General features: G+C 36.7%; 11 protein-coding genes. 5 read left to right on the forward strand and 6 right to left on the reverse strand.

The features are described 5' to 3' along the window. Positions 1 to 334: 334 nt before the first annotated feature. Positions 335 to 1288: a serine hydrolase gene (locus IV86_RS02825; protein WP_056979337.1), complete on the forward strand. Its 954-nt coding sequence runs from the start codon at positions 335 to 337 to the stop codon at positions 1286 to 1288. Between the two features lie 79 nt (positions 1289 to 1367). Here the strand turns inward: IV86_RS02825 and IV86_RS02830 are convergent, their stop codons facing one another. Next, the gene (locus IV86_RS02830) at positions 1368 to 2801 is read right to left on the reverse strand and encodes a L,D-transpeptidase family protein (RefSeq protein WP_002834582.1); all 1434 of its coding nucleotides are present in this window, start codon (positions 2799 to 2801) and stop codon (positions 1368 to 1370) included. A 299-nt stretch (positions 2802 to 3100) separates the two neighbouring features. Here IV86_RS02830 and IV86_RS02835 point away from each other — a divergent pair, with 299 nt between their 5' ends. Both IV86_RS02835 and IV86_RS02840 read left to right on the forward strand, forming a co-directional pair. Then, positions 3101 to 4156: an LLM class flavin-dependent oxidoreductase gene (locus IV86_RS02835; protein WP_002834583.1), complete on the forward strand. Its 1056-nt coding sequence runs from the start codon at positions 3101 to 3103 to the stop codon at positions 4154 to 4156. Further along, complete coding sequence (locus IV86_RS02840) at positions 4153 to 4833, forward strand: NADPH-dependent F420 reductase (protein WP_029257941.1); 681 nt, start codon at positions 4153 to 4155, stop codon at positions 4831 to 4833. Before IV86_RS02835 ends, IV86_RS02840 begins: the two co-directional genes overlap by 4 nt. An 89-nt stretch (positions 4834 to 4922) precedes the next feature. Here the strand turns inward: IV86_RS02840 and IV86_RS02845 are convergent, their stop codons facing one another. Next, complete coding sequence (locus IV86_RS02845; RefSeq protein ID WP_002833037.1) at positions 4923 to 5702, reverse strand: alpha/beta hydrolase family protein; 780 nt, start codon at positions 5700 to 5702, stop codon at positions 4923 to 4925. A gap of 287 nt (positions 5703 to 5989) precedes the next feature. Between IV86_RS02845 and IV86_RS02850 the strand changes: the two genes are divergently transcribed. Together IV86_RS02850 and IV86_RS02855 are read left to right on the forward strand one after the other, a co-directional pair. Further along, entirely contained in the window at positions 5990 to 7099 is a 1110-nt protein-coding gene (locus IV86_RS02850) for a lactate oxidase (RefSeq protein WP_002833038.1), read from the forward strand. Positions 7100 to 7249: 150 nt separating this feature from the next. Beyond that, on the forward strand, positions 7250 to 7801 hold the full coding sequence (locus tag IV86_RS02855; protein ID WP_029257943.1) for a TMEM175 family protein: 552 nt from the start codon (positions 7250 to 7252) through the stop codon (positions 7799 to 7801). Between the two features lie 177 nt (positions 7802 to 7978). Here the strand turns inward: IV86_RS02855 and fni are convergent, their stop codons facing one another. Genes fni through mvk form a run of 4 tightly spaced genes read right to left on the reverse strand, consistent with a single transcriptional unit; the run spans position 7979 to position 11989 of the window. After that, positions 7979 to 8962, reverse strand: a complete 984-nt coding sequence (fni, locus tag IV86_RS02860) for a type 2 isopentenyl-diphosphate Delta-isomerase (protein ID WP_002833040.1) — start codon at positions 8960 to 8962, stop codon at positions 7979 to 7981. An 8-nt stretch (positions 8963 to 8970) separates the two neighbouring features. Next, complete coding sequence (locus IV86_RS02865; RefSeq protein ID WP_002833042.1) at positions 8971 to 10053, reverse strand: phosphomevalonate kinase; 1083 nt, start codon at positions 10051 to 10053, stop codon at positions 8971 to 8973. Between the two features lie 13 nt (positions 10054 to 10066). After that, entirely contained in the window at positions 10067 to 11050 is a 984-nt protein-coding gene (mvaD, locus tag IV86_RS02870) for a diphosphomevalonate decarboxylase (RefSeq protein WP_002833043.1), read from the reverse strand. 18 nt (positions 11051 to 11068) lie between these two features. Then, complete coding sequence (gene mvk, locus IV86_RS02875) at positions 11069 to 11989, reverse strand: mevalonate kinase (RefSeq protein ID WP_002833044.1); 921 nt, start codon at positions 11987 to 11989, stop codon at positions 11069 to 11071. Positions 11990 to 12076: the final 87 nt, after the last annotated feature.

Here is a 12076-nt window from a genome sequence, read left to right on the forward strand (position 1 = left end):
GTTAAGCAAACGGTATAGTTAGGTGATGAATGAGTAGTTGATCATTTTTTTATTAAAAAGGGGATATATTACAAAAATGTTTAATTGGTTCAAACTAAATGGTTACAGCATTAGTGTTGCTCTTTTAGTTAGTTTTATTTTAATAATAAAAGTTTATTTAGACTGGGGAACCTTAATTATTATTGGATCAATTTTCATTATCGTAGGTCTTCAAAGAACCAGATAAGCGCTAGAAAATTATTTACACTAATCGGGTATATAGTTATAATGTACTGATGTTCTATCCGATAAAGTGAGAAGAGTAAATTTAAAGTAGCGAGGCTATACGATACTTATGGTTGAGGAATTGAAAAAGTTATTTAATAATCGAGGGTTGGTTCTATTTTTACTAGAAGCACTCTTGGCACTGATTGTGATAGTATCGATAATACTAGAAGCAGTAAAAATCAATGACATTCATACTGTTAATGCAATGCGCAGTGACTTTATCGCAAAGCAAAAAAAGGAAGAACGTGCATTTAGTCGTGCCGAAAGAAATCTTATTAAAAAAACTAAAGAAACTACATCTAAGGTCAATGATGAGAAAGTTTTAAACGGGCGGTTAAGTCCTTATCTTGAAAATACTGATGCAGAAGTATCCGTCGCGATCTATTCAAAAAAGAATAACCATATTTATCAAACAACTAATAGTAAAAGAACCACTTATCCTTCTGCTAGTATTATTAAAGCCGATTTTTTAGTAGAACTTTTGCATCAGAAACATAAAGCTGGTCAGAGTCTAGATGTTAACGAACAAGCTGTGATTCAAAAGATGATGGAGCATAGTGACAACGATGCGGCTACTAATGTTTATAATCAAATTGGTGGATATAGTGGCTTAGCTAGGTACTTCAGTAATGTTGGAATGGATGGATCGGTAGCTTTGACCACTGGATGGGCGTTGACGGCTACGACACCGCTTGATCAAATTAAAACACTTAATATAATTTTTTATCAAAGCAATTATATTAGTGATACTTCAAGAAGTTATATTGAATATTTGATGGGTCATGTAGCTGAAGACCAAAACTGGGGGATATCAGTCGGTTCTAAGCATTTTTGTTTGAAAAATGGTTGGAAGCAAATGCCAAATGGTAAATGGATTATTAATAGTATGGGACAGATTGGAACTGGTCAGAATAGCTGTACGATTGCGATAATGTCTACTGGAAATAAAACAGAACAAAGTGGAGAAAAATTAGTTGAAGATCTCACTAAGGCGGTTAGTAGCGAACTAAAAATTAAATAAAAAATAAAAGAAGGACGTCCTTTAGGGATGTCCTTCTTTTATTTTTTATATGTTTAATTGGAGATAGATTCCAAACGGATTAACCTTGTCCATAGATAATTACTGGTTCATCTACGGTTGTTTTTTGATATAGTTTCACCATATCCTTAGGTGGAATGTTGATACAACCGTTAGAGCCATGATTGTAACGCTGACTAGGATTACCAAATACAGAGGCTTGTACCCATGGAGCGGAATGAATAAATATCCCGTCATCGGTTAAATTGTCTGCTTGTGGCACATAAGATTTATATGGTTCTCCATTTTTTTCATAACCTCGCATAGTTATAGGCGCAATTTTGAATTTAATGAAATAAGCGCCTGTTGGGGTAGCAATATTAATCTTGGGAGATCCAGTGTTAATCCGAATTTTTTGCGCCACTGTTTGATTTTGTACTAAATATAGTCGTTCATGCGTTAAATCTATTTCGATATGATCGGAATTAGCTATTTTTTTATGCCAATTTTTTTGATTTAGCGTTTGATTAGCCTGATTGAAGTTTTTAGCTGAAACATTATTTTTTCCTGCCAGTAAACTTTGGATAAGATGTTGTGCTTCACTATCCGTATTTAAACTCCAACCTAGAGTGCCCTCAGCGTTACTAAAAGATACCTGTTTGCCTTGGACTGTTGTAAAGGTTAAATTTTGTGCTCCAGAAAGTGTGTATTTATGGTTAAAACGCTTAATGAATTTATAGGCGGGCTTTAAGTCGATTGATGGACCATCTTTACTAATCGTTCCATTTTCTATTAAATCACTTACTTGACCAGTAATTTGGTGTCCTTTAGCTCGAAACGTAAACTGATTTTTTAATAGTAATCTGATTTTTTTAGCCGTGGTTTTTCCACTCCATGTTTCAGAAAGTAATGGGGCAGTAATTTCAACGTGTTTATTAGGTGTATTTAAAAGTTTATCACTAACTTTTTCCACGGTCTGATTTACCAATATCTGATTACCAGAGTGAGCGGACAATAAAGAAACTTTTCCATCTTGGATCATTACTTTTCCATTTTGAGGCATGGTCCGTGAAGCATTAATTGCTTCTAAATGTTTTTGTAAAGACGGTTGATCTGTTTTTATAGCAGAAAGCAGGGCGCTTTTTTTATATAAAGTTAAAGCTTTAAATTGTTTGGTACTATGGTTAATCGACCACCATAGTCGATTCCTTTGTTCAGTTAGTCGATACTTCAATTGCGTTTCATAATCGGTAACTGGAATGTTATTAAACTTTTTACTAGCTAACACCTTCTTGTTTTGGGAATCGTTAATAGTATAACTTGGTGTCACCCGTTGGTTCTCAATTTTTTTAACTGCCTCTTGATAATTGAGGTGGCTAATATTGATATTATCAATCGTGGTATTTGTCCAAAAATGTGTCGATTGATAATAGAGTTGTTGAATTATTAGAATACCTAATATTAAGCAAGCTATTCCTAGTACCCATGCTAGCCGATGTTTTTTGTTGATTTGCATTTTACTGGCTTCTTTCTATTTCACTTTTATTTCATAAATATTACAGCAATGTTACATTTTTGTGAAGCAATTATTACGAAATCCTTGATAAATTTTTAAAATTAATTAATACGTAAATGCTTTAGAAGGACATAAAACTATTATTTAAATGCAAAAATTAAAATAACGTTTATTAAATATTTACAAGTACTATGGCAATATGACTTAAGTTTATCAGCATTAAATGTTGCTTTTTTGCGACAAATGTATTAATCTAACTTTATTAACTTACAAAAAGTAAGTAAACGGAGGGATTAATCATGGTAAACGTAGATAAATTAGAATTTGGAATTGAAACTTTTGGTGATATTGTTGCCAATGAAGATGGTAGTTTAAAATCAGCCGCTGAATCGATTCGACAAATTGTTCACGAAGGCGAAATTGCTGATAAGTATGGAATCGATGTGATTGGAGTCGGTGAACATCATCGCCCTGATTACAGTGTGTCTAGTCCTGAAACTGTCTTGGCTGCAATCGCATCCGTAACTCAAAAGATCAAACTAGCTACAGCCGTAACAGTCTTAAGTTCGGATGATCCTGTTCGAGTTTATGAACGTTTTGCCACACTGGATGGCTTATCTAATGGACGAGCACAAGTGATGCTTGGTCGGGGTTCCTTTACCGAATCATTTCCTTTATTTGGATATGATTTAACTGATTATGATGATTTGTTCAATGAAAAACTAGAACTATTTGATAAATTACGTACAGAAAAAGCCGTAACATGGTCGGGAAAATTCCGAGCAGCTTTAAAGGAGCAGGAAGTTTATCCTAAGACAGAGAGTGGTAAGCTGGAAACTTATATTGGAATTGGTGGCTCTCCTGAATCGATTATTCGTGCCGCTCGGTTTGGTTATAAAGTCATAATTGCCATTATCGGCGGGCAAGCTGATCGATTCAAACCGTATATTGATTTGTATCACAAAGCTAACCAAAAATTTGGGACTCCAGATCTACCAATTGCGGTTCACTCTCACGGATTTATTGCAGATGACAATCATGAAGCCGTTGAAGTAGCTTTTAAAAATATTAAAGCGAATTTTGATCGAATCGGACTTACCCGTGGTTGGGCTCCTATGAGCCGTGAACAATTTGATAGTGAAACTAAAGTTGGTTCATTTTATGTGGGTGATCCTGAAACGGTTGCGCAACGAATTGCTCGGACCATAGATTTACTTAATTTAGGTCGCTTTGACTTAGTGTATGGTGCTGGTAATCAGACCGCTGCACAACGTGAGCGTATGATTGAACTATATGCCACAAAAGTCATCCCTAGAGTTAAAGAGATTTTAAAAAGCAAAGGGGGCGCAGAATAATGACCATTAAACGAGTCGGAATTTTAGGTGCCGGTAAAGTGGGGATTGTTTTGGCTGGGTTAGCCTTAAAGGCCGGATATGAAGTACGAATTTCAGGGTCAGGTTCAGTTGATAAAATTGATTTAACAATTAGTACTCTGGTTCCAGGCGCCATTGCTTCTGAAAATGCCGAAGTGGTCGCTAATAGTGACATTATCATTTTAGCAATTCCACTAAGCCGTTATAAAAATATCGATCCTACGTTACTTAAAGGTAAATTAGTGATTGATGCGATGAACTACTGGTGGGAAACGGATGGCATTCGCGAGGAGGTCCTAGATCCAACCTTAACTTCTAGTGAGCAAGTTCAAAACTACTTTAAGGACAGTACTATTGTCAAAACGTTTAATCATATGGGATACCACAATCTTCAAGAAGAGGCTTTACCAAAAGGTGACCCTAAACGCAAGGCTTTGTTCGTTACGGGTGATAATCATGCAGCTGTTGATGAAGTAACAAAATTTGTTGATTCAATGGGATTTGATCAAGTGGTTCATTATAAGCTCACTGATGGAATTATGACTGAACCTGGTAGTCCACTGTTTGGGGCTAGTCTAAAATATCAAGAATTAAAACAAATTATTGATAATTTTGACCATACTGACTTTGGACGTAAAATTAGTAGTACTTTGAATTGAAAAAAACTACCTTGAATAAATTTCAAGGTAGTTTTTTTATATATCTTCCAGATAAGTCTGTTAAAGTAACAATTATTTTTAATCGAGAGCTAGATATATTGATTGAGGAAATTTAAAACAGTAGGATATACGATTTCTAAATATCCTTTTGCATGCTGAGTACCAGGTAACATCCATTCCACGAAGGGAACGTTTTTACTAGTTAAAATTTTTGCCATTTCTAAAACGCCACTTGTTGGCACAAATTCATTTAATGAGTTTGCTAAAAACATCGGTCCGGGTTGACTGTTGACATGTTTGTAGGGGGTTGCTAGTGAATATTGATCTGAGTTTCCGTTAAAATAATTAGTAACAAACCATTTATAAAAAGCGTCGTTTTGACCAGTCTGGTTTATTTCAGAACTTTTGGAATTTGTAAAATCTTGTTGATGATCAGGTTGAGCAATTACGGCAGTATGCTCATTTAACCAATCATCAATATCAAGAATCCCAGACAAAGAAACAATCGGGAGTCCATATTTAATTCCCATTTCGACAGCCATGTTTCCACCAGCAGATGAGCCAACTACGGCAATTCGATCACTATCAAACAATTTTGAAGAAGTTTTAATCCAGTGATATAAAGTATCCATATCATCTAAAGGTGCTGGATAATAAGCGTCTGGAGTTAGTCGATAGTTAGGAACAATAACGGAAAATCCGTCCCTTACCAAAGCTTCTGCTAAATCTTGATCTTTAGCTTTATTACCTCTAAACCAGCCTCCGCCATGGATATCAATAATCAAGCCCTTGGAAGCATTATCAGGTTGGTATAAGTCAGCTTTTAAAGCGTGAATTTCATCGTAAATTAAATCATTCTTAATTTTCATTACGTTCCTTCTCTCTAGTTATTTGAAAGATTTGGTTATCACTCTAAAACTAGTCTAATTTAGTTGTCAAAACGGGTGTTAGTTTAATAATCAATTCATCTCGACGTCAGTTTATTACAACTAATGAGCTTTTTCAAAGATTAATACTTGCATTTAATTAACGATTAACTTACAATAAGTAAGTGAAATAGCAAGTAGAAATCTGTTACTATTCTGTTCTTTGCTATCAGTAAATTTTAGAATAGTTAATCTTAAAATTAGTAGTGATTTGGATGGGGGCATATATTATGACAATGGTTAATGGTTATGAACAAAGTGATCGTGAAGAAAAAATTGACATTTTAAATTTGGAGTCTTTGGAAGAAAGAGCCGAAAAGATTATTCCAACTGGTGGGTTTGGATATATCTCTGGTGGTTCTGAAGATGAATGGACTCTCCGACAAAATCGAACTGCATTCCAGCATCGACAAATCGCGCCCAAAGCTTTGAGTGGAATCGAAAAACCAGAACTAAATACAGAAATCTTTGGAATTCCATTGAATACTCCAGTAATGATGGCGCCAGCTGCAGCTCAAGGTTTAGCACATTCACAAGGTGAAAAAGATACAGCTAGAGGTCTTGCCGCAGTAGGAGGCTTAATGGCACAAAGCACATATTCATCAGTTTCTATTGCTGATACGGCAGCTGCTGGTGAAGGTGCTCCTCAATTTTTCCAGCTTTACATGAGTAAGGACTGGAATTTTAATGAGAGCTTGCTAGATGAGGCTAAAAAAGCTCATGTTAAAGCAATTATTTTGACCGTAGATGCCACTGTTGATGGTTATCGAGAAGCTGATATTAAAAATAAGTTTGCATTTCCACTTCCAATGGCTAACTTAACTAAGTTTTCCGAAGGTGATGGTCAAGGAAAAGGAATTGAAGAAATCTACGCTTCTGCAGCTCAAAATATAAGACCTGAAGACGTTAAAAGAATTGCTGATTACACACAATTACCCGTAATTGTTAAAGGAATTCAAACTCCTGAGGATGCTATTCGAGCAATTGATGCTGGGGCAGCCGGCATTTATGTATCAAACCATGGAGGCCGTCAGCTAAACGGGGGACCTGGATCTTTTGATGTTTTGGAAGATATCGCTACCTCCGTTAATAAGCAAGTGCCAATTATCTTTGATAGTGGTGTACGTCGCGGTTCAGATGTATTTAAAGCTTTGGCTAGTGGTGCAGACATCGTGGCTTTGGGTCGTCCAGTAATTTATGGATTAGCTTTAGGTGGTGCCAAAGGGGTTCAATCTGTATTTGAACATATAGACCATGAACTTGAAATTGTGATGCAACTAGCAGGTACTAAAACCATTGATGATATCAAAAATAACCCATTACTAAATATCAAATATTAATCTAAAAAATCCTCCAATTTTGGGGGATTTTTTAGATATCGAGGAGCTGTTTTGATGTGTTGGCTACTAGATACTGTTGGATATTTATTGACTTAATAGACAAATGTTATAATTGTGGTATAAAAAATGATAAAAAGGATGCAATTTATTATGAATAAAGAACGCTTTGAGGCTTTTACGGACGCCGTAATTGCCATTATAATGACTATTTTAGTATTAGACATACATCTACCTACAGATGATCATTCGATGCGAGCGATTATTGCCATTGCTCCTTCATTTCTTGCATACATCGTTAGTTTTACAATACTAGCAGTCATGTGGGTTAACCATCATAATTTATTTCTTCATGTGAAAACAGTAAATCATAAAATTCTATATACCAATATATTTCTATTGTTTTGGGCAACTTTATTACCAGCTACCACAGCCTGGTTTGGTTCAGACATCTACTCATCAACGGCAGCTTGGCTGTACGCTGTCAACGTCATTGTTTACAACATTTCTTTCTCAATGGTGAGAAATGAAGTTTTAAAAATCAATGATAGGTTGAAGCATTTATACATTACAGAGATAGCATCGCTGATTTTAAATATTGTTGCATTGTTTATTGTATTCTTCTGGCCTCCCTTTATTATGATAAGTTTGTTAATGGACATTCTACTGTGGTCGATTCAACCGGTAGTTCGTCATAAAAGATAAGGTGAGCTATTGATTAATGCTTAAATTAGTTGTGTTCTAATAAAATTGTTAAGATAAAAAGCTCCGCGCTGTTATTAGTGAGAATAATAACAGTACGGAGTTTTTTGTAATTAAACCATATTTGATGCTCATAAAAATATGCCCCCGACAAAATCGAGAACATATTTAACGACACTTTTAAAATAAATTTTTCTCAGAAAGTTCGTTGATAGATTTAGCGCCCAACAGTACCAAGAGGCTCTTTAATTGGTATTTCATCTGCTCAATCATTTCAACCATAAATGTATCGTCATGGTGGAGTAGCTGATGGAGGAAGTAGCCCGCAATTCCCACGTTATCAGCCCCCAAAGCCAGACTTTTAATAATATCACTTGAATTACGAATACCGCCAGTAGCGGTAATTGACAAGCCATCAACCGTAATTGATTTAAGTGACTCTACCGTTGTTAAACCAAACGATGTCATAAAATCAAAATCTTTAGTGTGACGACGAGCATTTTCGATTTGAATAAAGTTAGTACCGCCTCGACCACCAACATCAATAAACTTTACGCCAACTTTTTTTAGGGCGAGGGCATCTTGATGAGTCATTCCCGCACCGACCGCTTTAACAATCACGGGTACTTTCAGGTTAGAAACGATTTCAGCAATATGATCTAGGTAATCAAAAGTACGGTCACCCTCAGGCATAACTAGTTCCTGAGCAACATTGATATGTAACTGTAGGGCGTTCGCTTGAAGCATGTCTACAGCTGCCTGCGCTTTAGCAACACTGGCATCCGCCCCAACATTCGCCATAATCAATCCTTGGGGATTAGTTTCTCGCACAATTTTAAATGTGTCTGCTAGTTCAGGATATTTTAAAGCGACTGATTGAGAGCCAACGGCCATCGCTAAATCAGTTTCTTGCGCAATTTTAGCAAGCCGTGCATTTAATTTGGCGGTGTAGGCACTTCCACCCGTCATAGCCTGAATGAAGAAGGGAAGGGGCATTTTTAGCCCTGCCAGGGTAGTTTCTAAACTAACCTCTGAAATTCCCGTTTCAGGTAATGCGTTTGGTAATAAGTGAATTGTATCAAACCCAGCACTGGCAGTTGGGCTGTAAAATTTTTCAGCCAATGAAATGTGTTCATCTTTACGATGAGAATGAATATTTTTCATGACAACTCCTAATTAATTTCTGTGACATGGTGAACATCTAAATCAAGGGGTTTGATATTATGTTTCTCCCATTCAGCAAACATTTTTGCTGTCTTCGTGGAATTGGGCATAATGACAATGCCACAATCACCACCACCGGCACCAGAAGACTTAGCAGCTCCATCAAATTTTTCAGCAATATCGCAAAAGTTGGTAAGCGTCGTGGTCTCAATCGAAACGCCACTAAATAAGCTTAACTCTTGTAATAGGTGCCGATTGTTAGTGATCTCACGTTGAATAACTGTAATATCAGCATCACGAAAACCATCAATCATCTTATTGATACAAGATGCGCTTTTGGTCAAAAACTCATGATAGCTATCCGTTTCTTGATAACTGGTTGTAGCAACTTGATCAACTAAATCAGAAGTGGAGGCCGGAGAGCCCGTCCAACCAATGTAAAGGCGTAAATCTGATGGAGGAGTGAGTAATTCAATTTTCAATTGAGGCCAAGGCGTTCTTAAGATTGTTTCTAAATCTTTAGTACGACGCATACTGTTTAACCAGTCTCGATTGAAAGATTGGTAAGCAATCCAACCGCCATAAACGCTAGCTGCAATATCTCCCAAAGAACCATTTCCTTGCACGTCTAAATGCGCGATTGATGCAAGTTTGAAGAGTAGTTCTTTAGTTAACGGAATATTATAAAATTTGGCCACAACTTTAATGGTGGCGACGGTTACGGCCGCAGAACTTCCTAGACCATATTTTTTACCATCACTACTATCTAAATCACTGTTGATGTACAAATTATAAGTTTTTAATTTACGATTAAGTAAAACAGCTAGTTCTTCAATAATCGAAATAGCCGAAAGGATATAGTGATAAGGGTTGTCCCGGTTATCAACCACTAATTCACTACCACGACGTCGCCAGGAAAGAACATTATTTTGATATTGTTTAGAAATAATATTTCCGACGGTTAATTTACTAGGTTCAAGGCTGGCAGTGACGAATTGATTAATTGCCACTAGCACGGCATTATTGCCAGGTTCGACAATGGCATATTCACCAGCAATATATAATTTTCCGGGAGCTTTTTCTGTTATCAATTTAAAATTCCTCTTAGTTTTTAGTAAATTTAATTCCACTACCAGGCTTAGCCACGACTAATTGATCTTGGTCAAAGTAGTTGGCAAAGAACCGCTTAACCCGCGTAATGTTTTTAGATTGACACAGAACTTTAACGTTGGGTCCGGCATCAATGGTGTAGTAACACTCAATTCCACTTTCACGCAGTTGTTCGACTAACTTAATCGCTTGAATAGTTTCAGGTGCAAAATAGGTAAAAGCGGGCTTAGAAGATAAAGTCGTTGCATGCATCATGGCTGCACTGTGTTCTGCTAATTCACCAATTTTAGTAAAATCATTGTTTTGTACAGCACTAATCATTTCTGGGATTGCTTGGTTAGTAGCTTCCACCCACGCAGAATAGAAAGGCGAAGTCCTAGCAGTATGTTGCATCCCTAGCGTACTTTTAACCTTCTTTTGGCGTCGATCAATGACGATAGTAACCATATTCAAGTCTATTTGGTCCTCAGACACAATTTGTTCGGCAAAGGAACTTTGATGATCATATCCGCGATGCCAATGCACAATCCCGCCGAAAACTGAGCGCGAAGCTGAACCGGAGCCTAAACGTGCTAGTCGTGAGAGATTAGTTAAATCAGTATGTGAACCTAAAGCACTCACTGCGGCCCCGGCTAGAGCAGCCATGCCTGAAGCTGAGGAGGCTAAGCCAGCGGCAGTAGGAACGTGATTTTCAGATTCAATTTTAGCAAAACCTTGATAACCAAATTCACTTTTAACCGCTTCTAGGACGCGATTAATACGTTGCATCTTTTTAACATCGATTAATTGATGATTTAGATAAAAAAGATTACTAGTGTATTCATCCGAAAAGGTTACCTCAGTATCGGTATAAAATTTGTCGAGGGTCAAAGAAATACTGTCATTAGCGGGTAGAATTAAATCCGAGTTAATTTTACCCCAATATTTAAGTAATGCAATGTTAGTGTGGGCTCTTGCAAAACCATGTTTTTCATTCATACGTATCGAAACCTACTTTTAAAGTTTTTCAATCCAAGTGGCCGTGGCTCCGCCAGCAGTAAGTTGCTGACTAATTTTTTCAGCAGCTGGAAGATTAGGAGCAAGTGAAATCACACATCCTCCTAAACCACCGCCAGTTAATTTACTGCCAAGCGCACCTGAATCATTAGCAATTTTAATTAATTTTTCAACAGCAGGGTGACTGACTCCCAATTGACGTAAGTTAGTATGTGCTTCAGTTAAAATTTTCCCTAACGTACTTACATCATTTTGACGGAGGACAGTCGCAGTCTGACTAGTCAATTCTCCCAATTTTTCGATTAAAAGTCTACTGTCAGAGTCAAATCGAAGCTTATTTTTAACGATTTCGACTGCTTCACTCGTTTTACCTTTAATTCCCGAATCACTAATTATGAGGTAAGCGTCGACGTTGATTGGTAATGGCTTAATGGTGCCATCTTTTTTAAACCAGATTGGATTATTAGCACTTGCAGTAGCAGAATCTAGCCCGCTAGGCTTTCCGTGAATAATCTTTTCTGAAATATCGACAGTTTTTAGAAGGGTCGTTCGCGTCAAGGGATGTTCAAAATACGCGTATAGGGCCCGTACTAGAGCAACTGCTGTCGATGCTGAAGAGCCCATTCCGCGTTCGGCTGGAACATCACTATCAATGGTAATTAATAAATTAGTATTGGGGCGATTAAGCTCGTTTAAAGTTTGTTTAATTAGATTTTTAATACCAAGTAGATTACTATGGATATCATTTAGAGACCCATTAAAGTAGCGGCTTTTGATTTCAATGTCGCCATTAGTTGGTTGGATTTTAACCGTAGTTTTAACATTACGGATTGGTAATGCAATTGCAGGCTGTCCATAGACGACGCTATGTTCGCCAATTAAAATTATTTTTGAATTACTACTCTTTATAATTTCTTCCACGACGATACTCCTTTTTGGTCCAAATTAAATGATACCTTAAATAAAACAATTGTTCTATGTAGAGAAGGTAAACATTTGGTAAAATTA

The organism is Pediococcus pentosaceus, from assembly GCF_001437285.1.
GTDB classification, from domain to species: Bacteria; Bacillota; Bacilli; order Lactobacillales; family Lactobacillaceae; genus Pediococcus; species Pediococcus pentosaceus.

Excerpts from the sequence above, each read along its gene's own strand:
- IV86_RS02855 (WP_029257943.1), top strand. The coding sequence starts at position 7,250 with ATGAATAAAGAACGCTTTGAGGCTTTTACGGACGCCGTAATTGCCATT.
- IV86_RS02825 (WP_056979337.1), top strand. The coding sequence starts at position 335 with ATGGTTGAGGAATTGAAAAAGTTATTTAATAATCGAGGGTTGGTTCTA.
- IV86_RS02845 (WP_002833037.1), bottom strand. The coding sequence starts at position 5,702 with ATGAAAATTAAGAATGATTTAATTTACGATGAAATTCACGCTTTAAAA.
- IV86_RS02850 (WP_002833038.1), top strand. The coding sequence starts at position 5,990 with ATGACAATGGTTAATGGTTATGAACAAAGTGATCGTGAAGAAAAAATT.
- IV86_RS02835 (WP_002834583.1), top strand. The coding sequence starts at position 3,101 with ATGGTAAACGTAGATAAATTAGAATTTGGAATTGAAACTTTTGGTGAT.
- mvaD (WP_002833043.1), bottom strand. The coding sequence starts at position 11,050 with ATGAATGAAAAACATGGTTTTGCAAGAGCCCACACTAACATTGCATTA.
- fni (WP_002833040.1), bottom strand. The coding sequence starts at position 8,962 with ATGAAAAATATTCATTCTCATCGTAAAGATGAACACATTTCATTGGCT.
- IV86_RS02830 (WP_002834582.1), bottom strand. The coding sequence starts at position 2,801 with ATGCAAATCAACAAAAAACATCGGCTAGCATGGGTACTAGGAATAGCT.